Source organism: Nitrospira sp., from assembly GCA_016873435.1.
Taxonomy (GTDB): Bacteria; Nitrospirota; Nitrospiria; order Nitrospirales; family Nitrospiraceae; genus VGXF01.
On record VGXF01000001.1, the window covers coordinates 23,043 to 43,896 of the forward strand.

The 20,854-nt window shown below is 60.4% G+C and carries 20 protein-coding genes; 6 read left to right on the forward strand and 14 right to left on the reverse strand.

The window, feature by feature from the left end; all coding sequences use genetic code 11:
• Positions 1–268: 268 nt before the first annotated feature.
• The 5 genes from FJ248_00120 to FJ248_00140 form a co-directional block, all read right to left on the reverse strand.
• Positions 269–1,030: a DUF3047 domain-containing protein gene (locus FJ248_00120; protein MBM4119295.1), complete on the reverse strand. Its 762-nt coding sequence runs from the start codon at positions 1,028–1,030 to the stop codon at positions 269–271.
• Entirely contained in the window at positions 1,006–2,553 is a 1,548-nt protein-coding gene (locus FJ248_00125; protein ID MBM4119296.1) for a mercuric reductase, read from the reverse strand. The genes FJ248_00120 and FJ248_00125 overlap by 25 nt, the downstream gene beginning before the upstream one ends.
• A 17-nt stretch (positions 2,554–2,570) precedes the next feature.
• Entirely contained in the window at positions 2,571–3,308 is a 738-nt protein-coding gene (locus tag FJ248_00130) for a TVP38/TMEM64 family protein (GenBank protein MBM4119297.1), read from the reverse strand.
• A gap of 215 nt (positions 3,309–3,523) precedes the next feature.
• Positions 3,524–5,530 carry a glycogen debranching protein gene (locus FJ248_00135; GenBank protein MBM4119298.1) on the reverse strand — a complete coding sequence of 669 codons (2,007 nt, stop codon included), beginning with the start codon at positions 5,528–5,530 and terminating at the stop codon, positions 3,524–3,526.
• Positions 5,531–5,979: 449 nt separating this feature from the next.
• On the reverse strand, positions 5,980–7,023 hold the full coding sequence (locus FJ248_00140) for a hypothetical protein (GenBank protein MBM4119299.1): 1,044 nt from the start codon (positions 7,021–7,023) through the stop codon (positions 5,980–5,982).
• A 122-nt stretch (positions 7,024–7,145) separates the two neighbouring features.
• Here FJ248_00140 and FJ248_00145 point away from each other — a divergent pair, with 122 nt between their 5' ends.
• The 5 genes from FJ248_00145 to queG all read left to right on the forward strand — a co-directional run bounded on the left by FJ248_00145 (position 7,146) and on the right by queG (position 11,566).
• The gene (locus FJ248_00145; GenBank protein MBM4119300.1) at positions 7,146–7,748 is read left to right on the forward strand and encodes a dephospho-CoA kinase; all 603 of its coding nucleotides are present in this window, start codon (positions 7,146–7,148) and stop codon (positions 7,746–7,748) included.
• A gap of 179 nt (positions 7,749–7,927) precedes the next feature.
• Positions 7,928–8,851, forward strand: a complete 924-nt coding sequence (gene trxB / locus FJ248_00150) for a thioredoxin-disulfide reductase (GenBank protein MBM4119301.1) — start codon at positions 7,928–7,930, stop codon at positions 8,849–8,851.
• A 62-nt stretch (positions 8,852–8,913) separates the two neighbouring features.
• Positions 8,914–10,092 (forward strand): tRNA 4-thiouridine(8) synthase ThiI, encoded by a 1,179-nt coding sequence (gene thiI / locus FJ248_00155; protein ID MBM4119302.1) that lies wholly within the window; start codon positions 8,914–8,916, stop codon positions 10,090–10,092.
• A gap of 128 nt (positions 10,093–10,220) precedes the next feature.
• Entirely contained in the window at positions 10,221–10,613 is a 393-nt protein-coding gene (locus FJ248_00160; GenBank protein MBM4119303.1) for a hypothetical protein, read from the forward strand.
• Positions 10,610–11,566: a tRNA epoxyqueuosine(34) reductase QueG gene (queG, locus tag FJ248_00165; GenBank protein ID MBM4119304.1), complete on the forward strand. Its 957-nt coding sequence runs from the start codon at positions 10,610–10,612 to the stop codon at positions 11,564–11,566. The genes FJ248_00160 and queG overlap by 4 nt, the downstream gene beginning before the upstream one ends.
• A gap of 152 nt (positions 11,567–11,718) precedes the next feature.
• Here the strand turns inward: queG and FJ248_00170 are convergent, their stop codons facing one another.
• On the reverse strand, positions 11,719–14,109 hold the full coding sequence (locus FJ248_00170) for an endonuclease MutS2 (protein MBM4119305.1): 2,391 nt from the start codon (positions 14,107–14,109) through the stop codon (positions 11,719–11,721).
• Between the two features lie 95 nt (positions 14,110–14,204).
• Here FJ248_00170 and FJ248_00175 point away from each other — a divergent pair, with 95 nt between their 5' ends.
• Positions 14,205–14,402, forward strand: a complete 198-nt coding sequence (locus FJ248_00175; protein ID MBM4119306.1) for a DUF3565 domain-containing protein — start codon at positions 14,205–14,207, stop codon at positions 14,400–14,402.
• Positions 14,403–14,573: 171 nt separating this feature from the next.
• Here FJ248_00175 and FJ248_00180 read toward each other — a convergent pair whose 3' ends face one another.
• The 8 genes from FJ248_00180 to FJ248_00215 all read right to left on the reverse strand — a co-directional run bounded on the left by FJ248_00180 (position 14,574) and on the right by FJ248_00215 (position 20,850).
• Positions 14,574–14,921: an RNA-binding protein gene (locus FJ248_00180; protein ID MBM4119307.1), complete on the reverse strand. Its 348-nt coding sequence runs from the start codon at positions 14,919–14,921 to the stop codon at positions 14,574–14,576.
• 310 nt (positions 14,922–15,231) lie between these two features.
• Positions 15,232–15,576: an RNA-binding protein gene (locus FJ248_00185; GenBank protein MBM4119308.1), complete on the reverse strand. Its 345-nt coding sequence runs from the start codon at positions 15,574–15,576 to the stop codon at positions 15,232–15,234.
• A gap of 240 nt (positions 15,577–15,816) precedes the next feature.
• Entirely contained in the window at positions 15,817–16,536 is a 720-nt protein-coding gene (locus FJ248_00190) for an ABC transporter permease (GenBank protein MBM4119309.1), read from the reverse strand.
• Between the two features lie 68 nt (positions 16,537–16,604).
• Entirely contained in the window at positions 16,605–17,333 is a 729-nt protein-coding gene (locus FJ248_00195) for an ABC transporter ATP-binding protein (GenBank protein MBM4119310.1), read from the reverse strand.
• A gap of 12 nt (positions 17,334–17,345) precedes the next feature.
• A complete protein-coding gene (locus tag FJ248_00200) occupies positions 17,346–18,050 on the reverse strand; it encodes a cytochrome C (protein MBM4119311.1) in 705 nt (234 codons plus the stop codon).
• Complete coding sequence (gene mobB, locus FJ248_00205; protein MBM4119312.1) at positions 18,034–18,573, reverse strand: molybdopterin-guanine dinucleotide biosynthesis protein B; 540 nt, start codon at positions 18,571–18,573, stop codon at positions 18,034–18,036. The genes FJ248_00200 and mobB overlap by 17 nt, the downstream gene beginning before the upstream one ends.
• A 25-nt stretch (positions 18,574–18,598) precedes the next feature.
• Positions 18,599–19,891 (reverse strand): molybdopterin molybdotransferase MoeA, encoded by a 1,293-nt coding sequence (locus FJ248_00210; GenBank protein MBM4119313.1) that lies wholly within the window; start codon positions 19,889–19,891, stop codon positions 18,599–18,601.
• Between the two features lie 5 nt (positions 19,892–19,896).
• Positions 19,897–20,850 (reverse strand): Mrp/NBP35 family ATP-binding protein, encoded by a 954-nt coding sequence (locus FJ248_00215; protein MBM4119314.1) that lies wholly within the window; start codon positions 20,848–20,850, stop codon positions 19,897–19,899.
• Positions 20,851–20,854 lie beyond the last annotated feature (4 nt).

Here is a 20,854-nt window from a genome sequence, read left to right on the forward strand (position 1 = left end):
GGGTGATCGTCTCCGGGTCTGAGGGCCGATATTCCAGTGAGCTGTGTAGGCGCTACGTCGCGTAGTGATGGCACCAGCGTTCGATTGTGACCAGCGCGCCTCATGCCATCGCTGGCCTGGTTTAAAAAGGGCCCCCGGTACTTGTTGTGCCACGCCTGCACGCCCACGCGGACATCGGAGAGGGGACAGGTCAGGGCTAAAGTCAAACATGTTCCAGGTGTGCTCTTTCATGGTGTCCTTCCGAGCCTCAACCTGATCCTCAACCTTCTTACTTTGCCTTTAGAAAAATGATATCCCCGTAATAGGCCACCGCCGATTCCTTCGTATTGTCCGTGTCGCTCATGATCGCCACACCATTGATTAGCAGCGGTTCGCCGTTGAACGCCTTCTTGTAATCCTCATAGATGTTCCGCTCCTCGTCCTTCCACATCCCTACGCCATGCGCCCCGCTCTCCACCACGACCATCTGCGCGAAGTCCGTGTAGGCGTTCTCGATGAACAGGCCCTGCGGCGCCGTCGCATCCCAGATGTAATTAATCGCCGCAATCGGAATGTCCCCAAAGATCAGCTTGCCCACCCGGTACTTGGCCTTTTTAACGAAGCTCACTTTGTCCGGATCGTATTTGAAGGTGATGTACAGCCGCGCCGGGTAGTCGTCTCCCTGCTTCGTCCTCACGTCGCTTGCCTTCAGGATATTGTCCACCTTCCAGCGCCAGCGAACGATCGGGTATTCCTTTGGGTCGATCCTCACGACCTTTGTCAGTCCGGAGGCCGATTCCTTACTAGTCGCCTTAACTACAACCGTGTCGCCATCTTTGACGAAGGCATAAGTCGTATGGACGGGGACTTTGGGGAACGTCAGGGGTTTCCAGCCGTCCGGTAGGTCGGCGCCCACTTTCACGGCCGAAAATTTTCCGACTTCGAGAACGGCATTCGACTGCGCCGCCACGACGGCCGGCAACAGCACTGTGCTGCCGATGAAGAAAAGAGCCGCCCACACGGCCCCTAGCGCATGATCGAGAAGAGCCATTTCAGGATCTTCTTCGTGCGGTCTGTAAAATGAGCCTTGCGCCACAGGTTGATGACGTGCTGGTTGACTTCCGCCTGCGTCGGGTAGGGATGAATGGTCGCCGCGAGCGTCCCGGCGCCAGCGCCTGCCTTCATCAGCACCGAAAATTCACCGATCATGTCGCCCGCGTGCGCCGCGACGATCGTCGCGCCCAACACCTTGTCCGTGCCTTTCTGGATGTGCACGCGGGCAAAGCCCTCCTCCTCGCCGTCCAAAATCGCACGGTCAATCGCGTCCAATTTTAACGTATAGGTCTCAACCTGGAGGCCCCGTTCTGTCGCGTCTTTTTCGTGCATTCCCACGTGCGCGATCTCCGGCTCCGTGAAGGTCGCCCAGGGCATGATCAGATCTTCCACGCTGGCCCTGCCCAGCCCGAAGGGATGGGGAAACAGCGCGTTCTGAATCACGATCTGTGCCATCGCGTCCGCTGCATGTGTAAACTTGTACTTCGAGCAGATGTCGCCCGCCGCATAGATGCGCGGATTCGTCGTCTGGAGATGCGCGTTTACTTTGACGCCCTGCGTGTCGTAGGCCACACCCACGCTTTCCAAATTCAGCCCCTCCACGTTCGGCATCCGACCGACCCCGATCAGAATCTCATCTACCATTACGTCATACTGCTTGGCGTGGGAGTTCACCGTCATCCGCTTGCCGGTGGCCGTCTTCTCAATGTTCAATTCCCGTCCACAGCAAAGCAGCTGCACGCCGTCGCGCTGCATGGACTTCAGGACAATCTCGGCCGCGTCGCGGTCCTCGTTCGGCATGATGCCGTGCGTGGCCTCGACGAGGTAGACCTCGCTGCCAAACCGCGCGAAGGCCTGCGCCAGTTCGCAGCCGACCGGCCCCGCACCGATCACGCCCACCTTGCGCGGCAGCTCCGTCAGTGTGAAGATCGTCTCGTTCGTCAGATAACCAGCTTCCTTCAATCCCGGCGTAAGTGGCGTGACAGCGCGGGCGCCCGTACAAATGGCAGCCTTGGTGAATTTCAACTTCTGCTGACCCGCGTGGCCTTCCACCGTGATCGTCTCCGCATCGGCAAACCTCGCACTGCCAATATAGACGTCCACCCCGAGGCTCTTGTACCGGTGTGCCGAATCCATATGACTGATTCGCGCGCGCAGTTTACGCATCCGTTCCATCACCGCCGCAAAGTCGTACTGCACGCCGGCCGGCACGTGCACACCGAACTCCTCCGCACGCTTGATGTCCGCCCAGGCGCGCGCGGCCCGGATCATGCCCTTGGAAGGCACGCAGCCCACGTTCAAGCAGTCGCCGCCCATCAGGTGTTTCTCGATCAGCGCGACTTTCGCGCCAAGACTCGCCGATACCACGGCCGTAATCAGTCCCGCCGCCCCCGCGCCAATCACCACCATGTTGTACCGCCCGCTTGGATCAGGGTTGACCCAGGTCGGCGGATGGACGTTGGCCACCAGCTTCTGGTTATGCTCGTCGTTGGGAAGAACCGTCACCGGCCCAGTCGACATGAACGCTCCTTACTGTATTACGCCGCTGATTTCTTCGCGGTGTACTTTTTATACGCGATCGGCGCAAGCGCCAACAGGCCCAGTAGCATTAAGGCCATCAACACGTTCGGCGAGGCAATTTCCTTAAGCGAATTGATCGCCCCCAACTGCTGCCCCGCGTAAGCATAGATGAAGCTGGCGGGGATGATCCCGAGGGCCGTCGCCACCACGTAGGTGCCCGGCGACACACGGGTCAGCCCGCAGAGCAGATTGACGATGAATAACGGGAAGATCGGAATCAGTCGGATCGTCAACAGATAGTTGAAACCGTTTTTCGCGAAGCCCTCTTGAAACGGTTCCAAACGGCTACCGAACTTCGCCTCCACCCAGTCCCGCAGCAGATAGCGCCCGGCGAGAAACGCCAGCGTCGAGCCGGAGGTCGCCCCCAGGTTCACGTAGAGCGTGCCGACTACGCTGCCAAACAGAAACCCCCCGGCCAGTGTGAAGAACACCGCGCCCGGAAGCGAAAAGGCCACGAAGACGCAGTAGCTGACGATAAAGATAATAACGGAAGTGGTGTAATTCGCGTCCGTGAAGCCCCGCAGTGCGTCGCGGTTAGCTTTCAGCGCATCAAGCGAGAGGTAGGTGCCAAGATCAAAATAAAAGAAGGCCCCGATGGCAGCAATGAAAAGCACCGCGACGATCAGCTTGCCGCGGCCCGCCACAGGCGGGGCCGGCGCTTGCATTGATGCAGGTGAAGACATGAAAAGCATCATGGCGGCCTCGCATTGAGGTGTCAACTCTGGCTTGGAAACTCTCCGAGGGAGTCGTGGGAGGGGCCGGCACCTTGGCATCCAACCGCAAGACTAGTCCGGCAAGATCAGCGCAAAGACTGGGGTGTTGCGCTCTCGGCGGTGAAGGATTCGTTACATGCCCGGGTTAGTCAGCATGAGGCAGCCGCGTCCTGATGTTCGTGAGGTGCGTGGTTCCCTCATTTATTGAGTACCCGCTCGCCATGCGCGGGGAGCTCCCCACCCGACTGAGATACGGTGAGGTCTTCGATGAGCGCGCGCAGGGGCTCGGCCACCGACCAGGCCTGTGCGAAACAGCCGCGCGGCAAGTGTGGCGAATCGGCATCGAAAGTCTCCGACACCTGTCCGAGGCCGGCTTCGTTTAGATGCTGCTCGAGCCCGCTCAACAATCCCCGCGCCTGCTGCCTAGCCTCCGGCGTACCGCCCTGCACCCGGACCCACGCCGTTATGAACACTCCCAACAGAAATGGCCAGACCGTGCCCTGATGGTAGGCCCCGTCGCGGCTGTGCACGGTGCCCTCGTAGCGAGCACAGTAGCGCGGATCGCTCGGCGCGAGCGTGCGCAAGCCGACCGGCGTAAGCAGATGTTCCTGCACAACCTCCACAACGCGCTTCGCCTGTTTTGTCTCGAGCAGCTCCCCAGGCAAGCACACGGCGTAGATTTGATTGGGCCGCAGTGAGGCATCATCGCCGCCCTCCCCGTCAACCACATCGTAGAGATAGCCGCCCGGCTCGTACCAGAACCGCGCGCGGAACGATTTGATAGCCTTGATGCGGTCTTCGTCACACCGCTTGGCAAATAGCGTATCGCCGAATTTCTCCGCCAATTCCTTCCCGACCATTAACGCGCGCACCCAGAGGGCCTGAATCTCCACCGGCTTGCCGCAGCGCGGCGTGACCACCCAGTCGCCCACCTTAGCGTCCATCCAGGTGAGCTGCACCGTTGGTGCGCCGCCGGTGATCAGCCCGTCTTCATCCATTCGAATGTTATAGCGTGTGCCCTGTCGGTAGCCGTCGAGAATGGCCCGCACGGCGGGCCAGACGACGTCACGCGCCGTGGCATGATCCGTTGTGGCGTCGAGATACCGGCCGACGGCATGGACAAACCAGAGCGAGGCGTCAATCGTGTTGTACTCCGGCGTCTCGCCCACATCGGGAAAGCGGTTGGGGATCATCCCCTGCGAGATATGCGCGGCAAAGGCCGTGATAATCTGCCGCGCGACGTCATAGCGCCTGGTGACGAGGCACAGGCCCGGTAGCGAGATGAATGTGTCCCGCCCCCAATCGGTGAACCAGGGATAGCCGGCGATGACGGTTTTCTGCCGGCCGCGGTCTGAGAGAAAGGCGTCGGCTGCGGTCCAGAGCGCGCGGGTTAAAGGATCGTGATCCTGCATGGTCTCGGCCCGCTGCCTGCGGCGGCGACGTTCCTCATGCATGAGGGTTTCCGGCTCGACCGCTTCAAGCAGTTCTGTCGTCAGCACGAGCCCGACCGGATGACCTGGCATCAGTTCCATTGTGAACTCACCGGGCGACCACCAGTCTTCCTCACCGTCTAGTCCACGCTCCTGCTCGATCGGCAGTTGGACGCGGCGGTGCCAAGCAGGCGCGTGGCAATAGGTTCCGCTGAAGAAGGCCCGGATCGCCGGCACGCCGTCATAGGGCTGCCACAGGATCGGATTGGTGCCACACACCCCCGGCCAGAGGCTTTGATTCTCGTGGTGCGTGCTGTGGTAGTCGCGACCCGACAGCATGGGACGCACCATGAGCGCGGCGGTGCAGCCGTGCGCCCCCACCAGCTGCCAGCGCACGACGACCAGGTCGCGGCCATGCGGGCAAAAGATTTCGCGCACGATTTGTCCAGCGCCGACGTCATAGGTCCAGGTCGGCCAGGGGGCGAGCGAAAAACCGATGCAGCGCCGGTACCCGCCCGGATGGACCGCGCCGGGATAGCAATTGGTCGAGAGCGCGTGCGTCTCTTTGCCGATTAAGAACTGCTCTTCGAGATGATTGACGAGGACGACCCGGTCCACCGGCGGGTTGCGCGCGACCAATAAAAGCGCGTGGTAGCGACGGGTGTTGGGGCCGGCCACCGTTCCGGACGCAAACCCGCCTCGCCCGTTCGTCTCCAGCCATTCAAGACTCAGTGCTTGCTCAAAGTTTTGGCAGGTGCCTTGATCAAGTTTCATAATACAACAGCGCTGAATGTTAAATTTTCAACGCTCAATTCAAAATTCGACATCAGGGCTATTATAGGCCCTGGACCGGCTTAAAGGGGCAGGTCACGATCGGCTGCGTTGCCTTAGGCCCCCTCTCCCCCCATCAGTTTTTGGATGACCGCTATCCCACTGGGGGGAGCATGCTGGCGGAAAACCTGTAATTGTTCAGCTTTTGTAGCGGAAAAACCCGACGGGTCAGTTCAGGGGGATCTCTTCCCGGTTGAGCAGATATTCGATGATTTCGATCTTGTCGCGCAGAAGGCGTTGCACTTTGGGGGACATGGGCACGACAGCGCCGACCGGCTTACCCGCTTCCAAATCCTCGAGCGCGGGCAGCGCTCTCAAAATCGCCCTTTCATTTTCCGATCTAAAGGCAGCCATTGATCAACTCTCGGCTACCTTCATCATACTACGCGAATTTATTGCGTGCCAGTGAGGGGGGGCAACGCTCCGAGATAGGCGAAAGACCCGATTTTCAGAAGTGGACTGTCAGCGCGAAGACGGAAATCGCCGTTGCTGGGGTTCACAAAACGAGGATCCTCGCGAAGGTCGGAGGGCGACTTGAGGTCCGGTGCCGGCACAGGCGGCGGACCCGATCGCAAATAATCGTTCTGGCTGTTGAAAAAGGCATTGTACGAGAGCGTAACGGTGCTGGCCGGCGCTACCGCCACGCCCGTGGCGTTTAATCCAACGATGTTCCCGGACGCCTCCCCGCTCGATCTGTCCAAAAAAGCCGCCCCGCCCCCGTTTTTGGCGATCGTGTTACCGACCAGCACTGCGCGCGCCTGATCCGTCACCACTACGCCTTCAAACAGACTGCCTGTGATGACGTTACGTTCCAACCGTACGTCGGACTTCCCGCCGACCGTCACGCCATGGTCGTTGTCGTGGATCAGATTCTCCGTCAATACTGCCTGCGAATCGGCGAACTGCACGCCCGTCGTTTCACTGCCGCCCAGCGTGCAGCGCTCGATGTGCACGCCTGCAACCTGTTGCCCGAACAGCTTACCGTTGATCACCACTTGGCGCAGCAGAATGCCTTTGCCGTTGAAGATGCCCATGGCCAAACCACCGTGCTCCTGAATGGTGAGGCCGCTGATTTCGATGTTGGTCGCGCCGTAAGGCCACTTGCCGATGTGGAGCGAACCAACAAGGTCGCGCCCAAGAATCTGCACCTTGTCCACGCCATCGCCAACGATGCGCACGCGATCCTTACTGTGGATGGTCACGTTTTCCGGATAGGCGCCAGCCTTAATGCGTACAATATCGCCTTTTGTCGCTGCATCGATCGCCTCCTGGATGGAGGTGTATTGTCCACTGCCGTCCAGCGCCACGACGAGCGTACGTGCACCGTCGATGACCAGCGCGGGAGCGTGGGCGAGCGGCGGCACCGACGGCTTGTCCGCGCAGGCCGTGAGCCAGAAACAGGACACCGCAATAATTACAAGTCGCACGAAGAACATGTGAGGGTGATACAGGCGCGCGGCAAAGGAAGTCAAGCGTGGGAGACGTTATCCATTACACGTAAATCGTTATTTGCAAGGAACGATCCGCGCTCCACGCCAAATCCGTGCTATGCTGCGGCATGATTCTAGTCGGACTCACCGGCGGAGTCGCCTGCGGTAAGAGCAGCGTCGCGCGCCTCTTCCAGGACTGCGGTGCGATCCTGATTGATGCGGACAGTCTCGCCCGCATGGTCGTCGAGCCAGGCAAGCCGGCCTTCAAAGCCGTCGTCACGGCTTTTGGAAAGAAAATTCTCTCCCCCGATGGCACATTAAAACGGGAGTCGCTCGGCAAGATCGTCTTCGCCAGTCCAGCCAAGCTCAAAAAACTAAGTGCCATCGTTCATCCGCGCGTCGCCCGAGAACAGGCCAGGATGACCCGCGCGGTCGCCGAGCAGGAACCTCAAGCCGTCGTCATCTATGATGCCCCGGTCCTGATCGAAGCTGGCGCACACAAACGGATGAACAAGATTCTCGTCGTCTCAGCCGATGAACAGACCCAGATCACGCGTCTCCAGAATCGCAATCACCTCTCCAAAACGGAAGCCCTCCGCCGCATCAAGAGCCAGATGCCGCTCAAAAAGAAAATCGAGCTAGCCGACTACGTCATTAACGGTACGCTGTCCTATGAGCAGACGAAGCACGAAGTGCAGCGGATCTACGCTGAACTGAAGCGGCTCGCCTAGTCAGGATGCTGGCAAAAACTGCCGCCTTTAGTCTCGCGTCGCTCGGAACCGCACTGCACTGAATACGTACGCCGCGGGCCCTCGCTGACTGCGGCCGCGCCGGTCAGCCTTTTTGAACCTCCTACTATCTCCGTACACCTCTCTTTTTCCATATGACAGCCTGTGTTAGAGTTACTCCCATGCGCCACGTCGTCATCATCGGATCGGGGCCGGCCGGCCTCACCGCCGCCATTTACGCGGCACGGGCCAACCTGTCCCCGCTCGTCATCGAGGGCCTACAAGCTGGCGGACAACTCACAACCACGACCGAAGTCGAGAACTATCCGGGCTTCTCCCACGCCATCATGGGGCCCGACCTAATGAAGGAGATGCGCGCGCAGGCAGAACGGTTCGGCGCGACGTTTTTCCAGGGCGATGTGACGAACGTGGACCTCAAGAAACAGCCGTTCACCATTACCCTCGAAGGCGAGGCGCCGATTGAGGCCGCAGCCCTCATCATCGCCACCGGGGCCTCGGCGCAATATCTCGGCCTTCCCAATGAGCGGCGGCTACTCGGGCACGGCGTTTCGGCCTGCGCTACCTGCGACGGATTTTTCTTTAAAAACAAGGCCCTGGTCGTAGTCGGCGGCGGCGACAGCGCGATGGAGGAATCCATGTTTCTGACCAAGTTCGCCTCGCGCGTCCACGTCGTGCACCGGCGGGACAAACTGCGCTCCTCCAAGATCATGCAGGACCGTGCCATGAAGAACGAAAAAATCTCCTTTGTCTGGAATTCATCTGTGGAAGATATCTTAGGCGATCAGGTCGTGACCGGCGTGAAGCTGAAGAATCATGTGACAGGGAAAACGTCAGAACTGCCCTGCGCGGGTGTCTTCATGGCCATTGGCCACAAACCGAACACGGATCTTTTCAAGGGACAGCTCGACCTAGACGCGAAAGGCTATATCCTGACGAACAACGGCACCGCGACGAGCGTGCCGGGTGTCTTTGCCGCGGGCGACGTGCAGGACGCGAAATACCGACAGGCTGTGACCGCCGCTGGCTCCGGCTGCATGGCGGCAATTGACGCCGAGCGATATCTTGAAAACCAAGGTTGCGCTTGAGGCTACGGTTACGCGACCACGCACCTCTCCCACCTCAACCTGAGCCTTCACCTGCGAAGCCCATGCGCTGCGTTCTCGTCCATTATCACGAATTGGCCCTCAAAGGCCGCAACCGCCCCTTCTTCGTGGGCAAGCTCGTCCGGCACATCCGCACGGTGCTTAAGGGTCTCGGTGTCGTCAGGACAGAGCCGTTGCAGGGCCGGATTCGCATTGTTCTCAAGGACGACGCGCTCTGGGAGCCCATTAAAGAACGCTTGGCGCGCGTATTCGGCATCGCCAACTTTTCGCTCAACCACGGGACGCCGCTCGACCTGACGCATCCTGACTTGGACGAATTGAAAAAACTCGCGGGGCAGGCCGTGCAAGGCTTGCCCTTCTCCACCTTCCGCATATCTACTAAACGCGCGGACAAGCGGTTTCGGCTCACTTCAATGGATGTCGAGCGGGCCATCGGCGCGCATGTCTGCGCCCTCACCGGCAAGAAGGTCAATCTGTCCGAGCCGGACCTGAGCATTCACATCGAAATGCTGGCGCGGCAGACCTATCTCTCGGTACAAAAGGAACAGGGCTCCGGTGGCATGCCGACCGGCGTGAGCGGCAAGGTGGCCTGTTTGATTTCAGGCGGCATTGATTCGCCCGTGGCCGCCCATCGCATGCTGCATCGCGGCTGCAAAGCCACCTTCGTCCATTTTCACGGCCGGCCCTTCGTCAGCCGGGCATCGGAGGAAAAGGTTCGTGAGATTGTCCAGGTTCTTACCCGCTATCAATTGTACTCACGGCTCTATCTTGTACCCTTCGGCGAAATTCAACAGCAGATCGTGGCCACTGCGCCGGCGCCGCTGCGCGTCGTGCTCTACCGCCGCCTGATGATCCGCATCGCCCAGGAATTTGCTCAGCGCGATAAGTGCTGGGCGCTCGTCACCGGCGATAGCCTCGGCCAAGTGGCCTCGCAGACGCCGGAGAATCTCAGCGTTGTGGAAGAGGCCGCCCAGTTGCCGATTTTGCGTCCACTGATCGGCATGGACAAGAGCGAAATCACCGACCAGGCGCAGCGCATCGGCACCTTCGACATTTCCATTGAGCCGGATCAAGACTGCTGCCGGCTGTTCGTCCCGCCGCATCCCAGCACCCGGTCGAGCCTCGTCTATGTCCGCAAGGCCGAACGCGGGTTCGATCTTGATGCGCTCGTTAAACAGGGCCTCGACAAGACCGAGCTCGCCGAATTCTCTTTTCCCGAGTAAACTGAGTTTCCAAGCGGGTTCCCTTCACAATGTTGCTCCAACTCCACACTCATAACAACGATTCGATGGCCACTCGTCATTCGCGCACCTGAAGTTCCTGTGCTAGAATCCCGCGCACAGGAGGCCCCATGCACACTCAGACTGCTCATGCCGCGTTCGCAGTGACCACCCTCCTGCTCATGACAATGATCGGGACCCCCGAATCCGCGCAGGCCTCCCCAACCCCTCCGCCCATGTCCGATTCCACGGCGACCACCGAATTGAACTGTAGTTTCGGCATGGGAAAGGGCGAGGCAGGGCAAAACTGTCAGGTGCCCATCCCACCCGGCTGTGCCGTGGCCCACTTGCCCGGCACGACCAAGCCCTGGACGAACATTTCGAAAGGCGGGAATACGATTTGCAAGTTTGACGATAAGGCGACGAACTGGAAGACCCGCATCATCGGCACCTGCGGCAAATGCAAGACCGATCATTGTTCGGTGCAGTTCATCGTGAAGTTTGATTGTTCTCAAAGAAAATAGCCGTGTCACTTGCTGACGCAATCAAGCAGGAGGCCCATGCGCTCGGCTTCGATGCCGTCGGGATCGCCCGCGTCGACGCCCTACCCGCTACGCTCTCCTCCCGCCTAACCGACTGGCTGGGCCGCGGCTATCACGGCGCGATGCAGTGGATGGAGAAGACGCCCGCCCGCCGGGCTGATCCCCGCGACGTGCTCCCTGGCTGTCGCTCGCTGATCGCCCTCGGCATGAACTACTACACCGGCCATCAAGCGGACGAACGGCCCGGACACGGCCGTATCGCGCGCTATGCCTGGGGACAGGACTACCACGCGGTGTTGCGCGATCGGCTCGAACAACTGGAGGCACGGATCACGGCTTTGGCGCCGGAGGCCGCCACTCGCTTGTATGTGGATACCGGTCCCGTAATGGAAAAAGCCTGGGCGCAACAGGCCGGCCTCGGCTGGATTGGCAAACATTCCAATCTGGTTTCCACCCGTTACGGCTCCTGGCTCGTGCTGGGTGAAGTGCTGACAACCCTGGACTTGGATGCTGACGAACCGGCGACCGATCTCTGCGGCACCTGCACGCTCTGCCTCAAGGCCTGTCCGACCGGCGCCATCACGGAACCGTATCTCGTTGACGCGCGCCGTTGCATTTCCTACCTGACGATCGAACTACACAAACCCGGCGATGAAATTCCGTCCGACCTGGCATCCAAGCTCGGCAATCGCATCTTCGGCTGCGACGATTGTCTTGATATCTGTCCGTACAACGTTCACGCGACGCCCACGGACGAGCCGGCCTTCCAGCCTACACCGGGGACGCTGGCGCCACGCTTGGAGCGGCTGGCTACGATGAAGAAAGATGAATTTTCAACGACTTTCCGTTTAAGCCCAATCTCACGATCCAAGCACGCCGGGTTTCTTCGGAATATCCGGCTGGCCATCAAAAACACGTCCGTCCGCACAACCTGACCCCCCGCGCCCCCCCTTGTACTCAGTTTTTTCCGGGAGTACGTTTCCGTCCATCACTTTTCGTCTACGGCAAACCTAGCGATCCGATCAGCCAGCTCAGCAAGAGCACCGCGTTTCGCATGCAACTGCCGCTCGCCGCTTTGTGACCGCTCCTATTTCAATTCGACGACCGTCACGCCGTCGCCGCCTTCGGCCCGCTCGCCGGGGCGGAACGTCGCCACGTAGGGCGAGGATTTCACATACTCGCGGATGACAGCCTTCAGTTTGCCCGTGCCGTGGCCGTGAATGATCCGCAGCAGGGCCGCGCCGGTCAGCGTGGCCCTGTCGAGCGCCGCCACGGTCATCTCCAGCGCCTCGTCAGCCATGCGACCGCGCAGATCCAGCACTGTCGCCGTTTCGGATTCGGCCAGCGAAGGCTGATCACGTGGACGACTTGTCACGGCAGGAGCGGCACGCGCGGGCTCATGCGGTCCAGCCAGCCCGACCAAGCCCGAAATATCCACCGACATCTCCCTATCGCCGACGCACACCTTCACCCGTTTTTTGCCCTGCGGCGCTTCCAGTAGCGTCCCGGTTTTCCCCAGACGGGATAATTCAACGCGGTCGCCGGCCGTCAATTGCCCGACCGGAACCGTCCCACCCGATTCGGCTAGACGCGAGCGGGCCTGCGCGCTGATGTCATCCAGTTTCTGCTTGGCCTCCCTGGCTTTGACCAGGGTCCGTTCGCGCTTGATCTCCTCAACCACACCCTGTACCTGCGCCCGCGTGCGCAGCAGTTCGTCCGTCAGTTTTTGCCTCGCGCCCTTGCGGTCCTCACGCTCAGAGGCTCGGAGCCGCGCTGCGATCTCGGACGCCTCCCTGGCCGCCTGCTCTGCCTCGGCCCGCAACTCGGCCGCCCGGGCGGTGTCCTCGCTCAACCGGCGCTGCTTCTCCTGAAGCTCACCCATCACCTGCTCGAGCGACCGGTCCTGCTTGCTCAACAGACCAGCAGCTTGATCCAGAATCGCCTCCTCCATGCCGAGCCGTCCGGCGATTTCGATGGCCGACGAACCGCCCGGCATGCCCATGATCAATCGGTAGGTCGGCGAGAGCGTGGCGACATCAAACTCGACGCTGGCATTGGCGCAGCCCGGCACGGTCTGGGCCATGATCTTGAGCTGATTGTAGTGGGTCGTGGCCACCACCTTCATACCGCGGTCGGCCAGCTTCAACAACAACGCCTCCGCCAGCGCTGCGCCCTCGGCCGGATCGGTCGAGGTCACCGGCTCGTCCAGCAGCACTAAGGCGCGGGAGCGCGCACCGGACGCCAGGCGGAGCAACTGGATCATCTGGGTCATGTGGGCAGAAAAACTAGACAAATCCTTGGCCAGGTCCTGCGCATCGCCGATATCGGCGTAGAGGTCCGGGAACACTGCCATCTCCGATTCTTCGCCGCACGGCAGTGGCAACCCCGCCCGGACCATCAGCGAAAAGAGTCCGATGATTTTCAGGGTGACTGTCTTGCCGCCTGTATTGGGACCGGAGATCACCAGCACGCGCACCGTCTCGTCAAACAGAATGTCGTTGGCGACGACGCGTTCACGCCCCAGCACGAGCAGCGGATGACGGGCCTGCTTGAGGATAACCCGCCCCCGATCATTTAACGTAACGACCCGTCCACCGGTCAGACAGCCGAACGAAGCCCTGGCGGCGATGCCGTCGAGCCGCGCAAGCGCGGCCAGCCCCTCCAGGATGATCGCCGCCAGGCCGGCCACCATGGCTGACAATTCCCGGAGAATCCGCCGGACCTCCCGCTGCACGTCCAGATCGGCAACCTTGATCCCGTTGTTCAACTCGACGAGTTCGCGCGGCTCAATAAATACCGTGGCGCCGCTGGCCGACACGTCATGCACGATGCCGGGAATTTTCCCTTGCATCGCGTCCTTCACCGGCACGACGTAACGGCCCTCGCGTTGGGCAAAATATTTCTCCTGCAGGACTTCGGCATAGCGCCTGGATGCCAGGATGGCGTCGAGGCGGTGGCGCATCTGCTGCTTGAGGCCCGCTGCCAGCTGGGACAGGCGACGCAATTCTGGCGTGGCAGACTCGCGGACATTTCCCTCTGCGTCCACCGCCCGGTCGATAGCGGCCTTCAGGCGCTGGAGATCGAAGAAGGACTTGAGCGGCCCGGCCACGGACGACAGGGCCGGACAGTCCTCGCGATGCGCACCCAGATAACGAATCACGTCCATGCCGAGACCGAGGCTGGTGGAAAGATCGCGCAGTGCGTGCGTCTCCATTGGGGCACCCTTCACGGCACGATCGATCGGCTCGCGGACGTCCGGAAACGGAAGGGACGGAAACGGATCGCCTCCCTCCCGCAAGATCATCATCTCGGCAGTTTCACGCAACCGGTCTCGAGCAGATTCCAGATCATCTTCCAGTAGCACCGTCCGGCACCACTCGACGCCCATCGGAGAGCGGGCCTGTCCGGCCAGCACGTCGAGGATGCGGTTCCACTCAAGGACCGCCATAGCCTGAAGGAGAAAAGCGTGACTGCTCATGTGCGCGCCATCTTACCCTAGGGGGGCGCGACCTACAAAGGGCGCTTGCCGACGGAGACAGCACGTGCTATGTAAACCGTTTATAGGATGGGAACATGAAACAGAAGATCGTCGGCTTTCATCAGGATGCGCACGGGGATTGGGTAGCCGATCTGGCCTGCGGCCATGGGCAGCACGTTCGGCACCAGCCGCCGATGAGCGTTCGGCCGTGGGTGCTGACCGAGGAAGGCCGGAGGGCGAGGCTCACCAGCGAACTCTCCTGCCTGCGCTGCGAAGAGCCTCCATCAGGCTAAACTCCAATGGCCACGACCTCGCCCTACTATGCCCCTGATACAGAAAAAGCCCTGCGTGTAACGCCGGACCGTGTGCCACTGGACCGGCTGAAGGCGTCACGCTAAGGAAAAGAAAACGGGGCTGCCGTTGCAAAACGGCAGCCCCGTTCGTTTGTCGGTTTCGCTCTGGGATTACCAGCGGCCCCGGTTGCCTCCACCGCCACCGCCACCGCGGTTGCCCCCGCCACCACCGAATCCGCCACGGCCGCCGCCGCCACCACCGGTACGAGGCTCCTGCGGACGGGCTTCGTTCACCGTCAGAGTGCGGCCGCCCATCGGCTGCCCATTCAGGGCTGCGATGGCCTTCTGAGCCTCATCATCTGAGGACATTTCGACGAAGCCGAAGCCCCGCGACTGCCCCGTGAACTTGTCCGTGATCACCCGCGCAGAGGCCACTGTGCCGTGCTGCGCAAAGAGCTCACTGAGTTGCTGTTCGGTCGCCGAATACGGCAACCCACCGACATAAATTTTCGAACCCATGAGGGGTCCTCCTTTTTGGTATTACGATATTGTTGTTGACTCGAGGATTTCGTAGGGGAAGGAACGGGCCGAAGACGCGAACGCTGCAGCGGCTTAGGTCTGACTTCCGATCAAACTCCCGGGGCAAAACAACATCGGTGCAGGCCTTGTTATCATGAACCCCACCGACAGGCCCTTACGGTGAGGCAGCTAAAATCTAGCACGGGCCATTATAAAGCGCAACTTCCGGCAGACTTTCCAGTCGGCACAAATAAAGAGGGGCTGCCGTCTTGACGACGGCAGCCCCTCACTCAACAGCTGTCGCTAGGGATTACCAGCGGCCCCGGTTGCCCCCGCCGCCAGCGCCACCGCTGCTACGGCCGGCGCCACCGCCGAAACCACCACGGCCCCCGCCGCCAGTGCGCGGCTCCATGGGCTTGGCCTCGTTCACGGTCAGGGTCCGCCCGTCCATCTGCGTCCCATTCAGGGCGCTGATGGCCTTCTGCGCATCCTCGCTCGTGGTCATTTCCACGAAGCCGAAGCCACGGGACTGCCCCGTGAACTTATCCGTGATCACCCGCGCCGACTCGACTGCGCCGTGCTGCGCAAAGAGATCACTGAGTTGCTGTTCGGTCGCCGCGTACGGCAACCCACCGACATAAATCTTAGAACCCATCTGGGGTCCTCCTTAGTATTGTGACATTGTCTTGGCCGCGAGGGCAGAAGAGGAAGGAGCGGGCCGAAGGCGCGAACGCTGCAGCGACTTAGGTCTGGCTTCCGATCAGACTCCCGAACAACACAACATCGGTTATGGGCCTCATGATTTGACTGTCACCGCCAGGCCCATGCGATGAAGTGAATGTACGGTACCATGCCCCCGGGCGAATAGCAACCTTTCTTTCTTCATGACCGCTTGCTACTCTCCAACCCGAACGAGCAGGCCGCGCTCCTTGCACACGTTGAACGTGTAATGGAACCAGCCGACCATCATTACCAAATAGAGCCCGTTCAGCCCCGTTGCCCAGGCCAGATGCAGACCGGGAAACACAGACGTCGTCAACACGCTCCGCATGCCCTCGAACACATGCGTGGCAGGATTGCCCCAGGCAATAGTCTGCAACCACTTTGGAAGAATCTCGACCGGATAGAAGACGCAGGAGATCGGCTGGAAGAGAAAGACCATGCCCCAGGCAAATACTTCCACCTCCTGCCCGAACCGCATGATGAGCGAGGTCGTTAGCACGCCGATGATCCATCCTGCGATCATCAAATTCAGCACAAAGGGGACCAGCGCCAGCCCGATCATGAACACGTTGTAGTCGTAGAATAGCAGCGCGCAGGCCGCCATCACGAACGACACGGCCGACACCTTGAAGACGCTCAATGCCATTGTCGAAGCCAGAAACTCGCCTGGCGTCAGCGGGCTGGCGAAGAGATTCATGAGATTCCTCGCCCAGACTTCCTCCAGAAACGAGATCGTGATGCCCTGCTGGGCGCGAAACAGCACATCCCACAGAATCAGCGCACCCAGAAAGAACGTAACCACGCCGGGCAACTGCCCCTGATAGCGCATGAGGTACATCGTGATGAAGCCCCAGATCACCAGGTCAATGAAGGGCCAGTAGAAAATCTCCATCAACCGGGGCAGGCTGCGCCGGTACAGGAACAGATGCCGTTGAACCAGTGCGTTGATGCGGTGCAGCTTCACGATTCCCTCGCCAGCTTGAGAAACACCTCTTCCAGATCGCGCTGGCCAAACTGCCGCATGATGTCCTGCGCCGTCCCCTGCGCGACGATCTTACCCTTCTGAAGAAAGATGATCCGATCGGACATCTCCTCCATCTCTTTCATGTTGTGGGAGGTATAGAGGACGCTCAATCCGGTCGCCTGCCGCACGTCCCTGAGCAGCGCACGGACCTTGTGCGCGATATCGGGGTCGAGGCTTGCCGTCGGCTCGTCGAGTAGCAGCACTTTCGGTTCCGTCAGAAAGGCCTTGGCCAGGGCTAGACGCGTCATCTGACCGGACGAGAGCCGCCGTGTCACATGCGTCCGAGCCGCCTCTAGCTCCATCTTCTTGAGTACATCATCGATCCGCCGCGGAATGTCGGTCATGCCGTAGAGCTTGGCCACAACCCAGAGGTTTTCCTCAACTGTCAGCGAATAGGGCATGGAAATATACGTGGAGGAAAAGTTGACGTGCTGAAGAATCTCTTCGCGGTGCGTCGCCAGATCCTTGCCGAACATGCGGATCGACCCGGACGTGGGCGTGACCAATCCAAGCAACATCTGGATCGTGGTCGTCTTCCCCGCCCCGTTGGGACCGAGCAGGCCGAGAATCTCACCCGGCTCGATGTCGAACGAGATTCCGTCCACGGCGGTGAAATCGCCGAAGCGCTTGATGAGATCGCGGACTTCAACGATGGGCGCAGACATAGCCGGCTGTGGTCAGAAGAGAAGGTCCTGGACCTTCTCCGGAAGGTGGCAGGTCTCGCACTTATTGCTGAGCACTTTCCCCTCGTGCTCCGTCTTGCCGTCGTGGCACCGGAAGCAATCGCCGAGATTTTTCTTCCAGAGCACGCTATCAGGTGGATGGTCAGGATACCAGGGTTTGCTGTCCGCCTTGACGTGCCCACGAGGGATGACGATCGGATAGCCCTTGATCGGCGCCTGATGCACGACGCCAGCGTGGCAGGTGGTGCAGCCCTCCCCCTGCCCGCGCGTAGCGAAGGCCTCCATGTGCTTCCGATGACTCATGATAAGCCCGACGTCCTGAACCGGTTTCGGTAGATCGCGCGGCGCGACCTCGGAAATGCGCAGCACTTCGCGATGGCAACTGATGCAGACTTCCGAATAGACCTTCGCGTTCAGATTGTGCGCGTCCGTGGGCGTTCCGAAAAGCGTGACCAGCACGTCCTTCGTGCCGGCATAGGCCTTGTCGCGCAGGAAGCCTTCCAGCCCCGGCCGGACGTGGCAGGCCACGCACTCGACGTCCTTGTGGGAAGACTGCACCCATGAGTTGTAGGATGGCGTGATGTTGTGACAACTGGCACAGAACTTCGGATGGTCAGTCAGCGGAATCGCGACGCTTCCGAGAACCAGCGCCCCGGTGGCGATTACCAGAATGACGGCCGCCTTAGGCGTCCAATGCATGCTGTGTGCGCTTCGGGAATTTCTTGACGATCAATGCCGCTACGCCGGCGATATCGTCCGGATCAAGCACAGGCACCGGTACTTCAACCGGTTTATTTGAAACGACTGCGAGCAGGCCCACCGGCGATACCGGCACCTCGCCTATCTGATCCCGCACGACGACAATCTTCGGAAAGCTATCGCTCTTCCAGCCCTCGGCAAGGATAAGGTCGATGGACTTGTCGAGAAACCGCTTGCGCAGGTCGGTTAGATGGATGTCGTCATCCACATCAGAAAACATGGCGAGGCTGCCCTTGGATAGCACCAGCACCGTACTGGCGCCGGCCCGCTTGTGGCGCCAGCTGTCCTTGCCCTCGGTATCGAGATCGAAGCCGTGACCGGAATGCTTGACGGTCGCGATCTTGTAGCCCGCCCTCACCAGCTCGGGGATGAGCTGTTCGATAAGCGTGGTCTTCCCGCTGTTGGACCGCCCAACGAAGCAGAGGACCGGCACGGTCCGGCCAGCTGCTTGCTTCCTCGTCATCTTTTTCTTCGCCGCTTTCTTCATCTCAGCAACAGGACAGCTTGCCGCTGCGCGTGTGCGACTGGCCACCTTCCCAATCCCAGAGGTTCGCGCTCAGAATCTGCACCGCGACTGTGTCGCCAAGATTGAGCTTGTCCACTTCTTGCGGAATGTCGATCAGACAATTGGCCTTAACCATCGAGGTCAGGATGCCGGACCCCTGATCGCCAGTCGTCCGCACCTTGAACACACCGCCCTCCTGCGTCAGGACGCCGCGCAGGAAATGGCGGCGGTCGGTCTTCTTGGAAAATTTTTCCTGGAAGTGCGCCTGCACAACAGGCCGCCCGTAGCTGCGGTGCCCGCCCATCTTCAGTATGGCCGGCCGCACGAGCTGCTCGAAGGTGACCATCGAAGACACGGGATTGCCCGGGAGGCCAAAGGCCAACTTGCCCTGGATTTTTCCGAAGGCCAGCGGCTGGCCAGGGCGGATGGCCAGCTTCCAGAAATGCATCTCCGCCCCGAGGTCCTTGAAGACCGCCTTAGTGAAATCATAATCGCCCATCGAGACACCGCCGGAGAGCACAAGAATGTCGGCATTTAGCCCGTGCATGATCTTTTCCTTGAGCGCCGCGGGATTATCCTTTGCGATGCCGAGCAGATAGGGAATACCACCCGCTTCCTGGACGGCCGCCGCGATACCCCAACTGTTTGAATTAATGATCTTTTCCTCGCTGAACCGCTCGTCCAGGTCAGCCAGCTCGTCGCCTGTTGAGAGAATCGCCACCCGCGGCCGCTGATAGACGAACACGAACGACTTCGCCAGAATGGCGAGCATCCCCGCCTCCGCAGGACGAATCTGCGTGCCCTTGGCAATGATACACTCGCTCTTCTTCACATCCTCGCCCTGTGAGCGGATGTTGGAGCCACGCGGCTCCGACTTGAAGACCCTAACGCAATCCGGTGTGTGCTCCGTGTCCTCGACCTTGAGCACCGTGTCCGCGCCTTTCGGAACTGGTGCCCCCGTCATAATCCGGATTGCCTGGCCGGGGCCGACCGTCTTTACGGCCATCTTGCCGGCTGGCACGTCTTCGATGACTCTGAGCGTAACGACCCTGCCGATCGCATGCTCCTGCTTGATGTCGTCGTGGCGGACGGCAAACCCGTCCATGGCCGAGTTGTCCCACGGCGGATTGTCCCGCTGGGCGACGATATCTTCGCCCAGCACGCGCCCCAGGACTTCGAGCAGACCGATCTTCTCCAGGCCAAGCGATTGCGCAGCATCGAGCACAATCTTCTGCGCATCTTGTAACGGCGTGAGTCTCTGTAGTCCTTCCGCCATGCGTGTCAGCCCTTGTGGGTCGGCCCCATTTTGATCAGCGAGCCACTCTTCTTGCAGAAGGCTTCGATCTGGTTGGCGATGTCGTGGTAGGCCTGCGCCGTGGGCGTGTCCGAGTTAAATAGGGCATAGGGCTCACCCGCGTCGCTCTGCATGACCACTTCGGGATCAAGCGGGATGCGCCCCAGGAATGGCACGCCCATGTCGTGCGCGGAGGCTTCGCCGCCGCCCTTCCGGAAGACATCGATGTGCTGGTGACAATGCGGACAGTCGAGGCCGCTCATGTTTTCGACGATACCGATGATCGGCACCTCGCTGTCCCGGCAGAACGTCACCGATTTGCGCGAGTCGAGCAGTGCCACTTCCTGTGGCGTCGTGATGATCACCGCCCCGCTCACGTTACCAATCAGGTCAATCGTCGTCACCGATTCGTTGCCGGTACCCGGCGGCAGATCAACGAAGAGGAAGTTCAAGTCCTGCCATTCCACGCCGCCAAGCAACTGATTGATAAATTCGTATTTGTAGGCGTCCCGCCAGATGATGGGATCGTCAGGATTCTGCAGCAGGAATGACATGGAAGCAATTTTCATATTGTACGCCTGGTACGGGATGATCCCGCCCGAGGTGCTCACCTTGAGCTTGCTGCCTTCGGCGCCGACCATTTTGGGAATATTCGGTCCGTGAATGTCCATGTCGCAGATGCCGACATGCCAGCCCTTGAGCGCCAGGCTTACCGCAAGGTTGGTCGTGCAGGTGCTCTTGCCCACGCCTCCCTTGTTACTCATAACGAGGACTTTATATTCGATGCGCTCCAGGCGCTTGGCCACTAGCCAACGGCTGTGCCCTTCCTTGTCCTTCTGGCAGGTTTCGTTCTCGTCGCAGATGGCGCAGGCCCACATGTAGGTGCAGACGTCGCCATTGCCGCCGCCCGAAGGTTGCATCATTTTCAATTCTTTCGCCATTCCG

What these genes read in the sequence shown, in the direction of transcription:
- FJ248_00215 (MBM4119314.1), bottom strand. Translation starts at nt 20,850, where the DNA reads ATGGCGAAAGAATTGAAAATGATGCAACCTTCGGGCGGCGGCAATGGC.
- FJ248_00125 (MBM4119296.1), bottom strand. Translation starts at nt 2,553, where the DNA reads ATGTCGACTGGGCCGGTGACGGTTCTTCCCAACGACGAGCATAACCAG.
- FJ248_00210 (MBM4119313.1), bottom strand. Translation starts at nt 19,891, where the DNA reads ATGGCGGAAGGACTACAGAGACTCACGCCGTTACAAGATGCGCAGAAG.
- FJ248_00180 (MBM4119307.1), bottom strand. Translation starts at nt 14,921, where the DNA reads ATGGGTTCGAAAATTTATGTCGGTGGGTTGCCGTATTCGGCGACCGAA.
- FJ248_00200 (MBM4119311.1), bottom strand. Translation starts at nt 18,050, where the DNA reads ATGCATTGGACGCCTAAGGCGGCCGTCATTCTGGTAATCGCCACCGGG.
- FJ248_00185 (MBM4119308.1), bottom strand. Translation starts at nt 15,576, where the DNA reads ATGGGTTCTAAGATTTATGTCGGTGGGTTGCCGTACGCGGCGACCGAA.
- FJ248_00145 (MBM4119300.1), top strand. Translation starts at nt 7,146, where the DNA reads ATGATTCTAGTCGGACTCACCGGCGGAGTCGCCTGCGGTAAGAGCAGC.
- FJ248_00170 (MBM4119305.1), bottom strand. Translation starts at nt 14,109, where the DNA reads ATGAGCAGTCACGCTTTTCTCCTTCAGGCTATGGCGGTCCTTGAGTGG.
- FJ248_00135 (MBM4119298.1), bottom strand. Translation starts at nt 5,530, where the DNA reads ATGAAACTTGATCAAGGCACCTGCCAAAACTTTGAGCAAGCACTGAGT.
- FJ248_00130 (MBM4119297.1), bottom strand. Translation starts at nt 3,308, where the DNA reads ATGATGCTTTTCATGTCTTCACCTGCATCAATGCAAGCGCCGGCCCCG.
- FJ248_00160 (MBM4119303.1), top strand. Translation starts at nt 10,221, where the DNA reads ATGCACACTCAGACTGCTCATGCCGCGTTCGCAGTGACCACCCTCCTG.
- FJ248_00175 (MBM4119306.1), top strand. Translation starts at nt 14,205, where the DNA reads ATGAAACAGAAGATCGTCGGCTTTCATCAGGATGCGCACGGGGATTGG.
- FJ248_00190 (MBM4119309.1), bottom strand. Translation starts at nt 16,536, where the DNA reads ATGGAGATTTTCTACTGGCCCTTCATTGACCTGGTGATCTGGGGCTTC.
- FJ248_00140 (MBM4119299.1), bottom strand. Translation starts at nt 7,023, where the DNA reads ATGTTCTTCGTGCGACTTGTAATTATTGCGGTGTCCTGTTTCTGGCTC.
- trxB (MBM4119301.1), top strand. Translation starts at nt 7,928, where the DNA reads ATGCGCCACGTCGTCATCATCGGATCGGGGCCGGCCGGCCTCACCGCC.
- FJ248_00195 (MBM4119310.1), bottom strand. Translation starts at nt 17,333, where the DNA reads ATGTCTGCGCCCATCGTTGAAGTCCGCGATCTCATCAAGCGCTTCGGC.
- mobB (MBM4119312.1), bottom strand. Translation starts at nt 18,573, where the DNA reads ATGACGAGGAAGCAAGCAGCTGGCCGGACCGTGCCGGTCCTCTGCTTC.
- thiI (MBM4119302.1), top strand. Translation starts at nt 8,914, where the DNA reads ATGCGCTGCGTTCTCGTCCATTATCACGAATTGGCCCTCAAAGGCCGC.
- FJ248_00120 (MBM4119295.1), bottom strand. Translation starts at nt 1,030, where the DNA reads ATGGCTCTTCTCGATCATGCGCTAGGGGCCGTGTGGGCGGCTCTTTTC.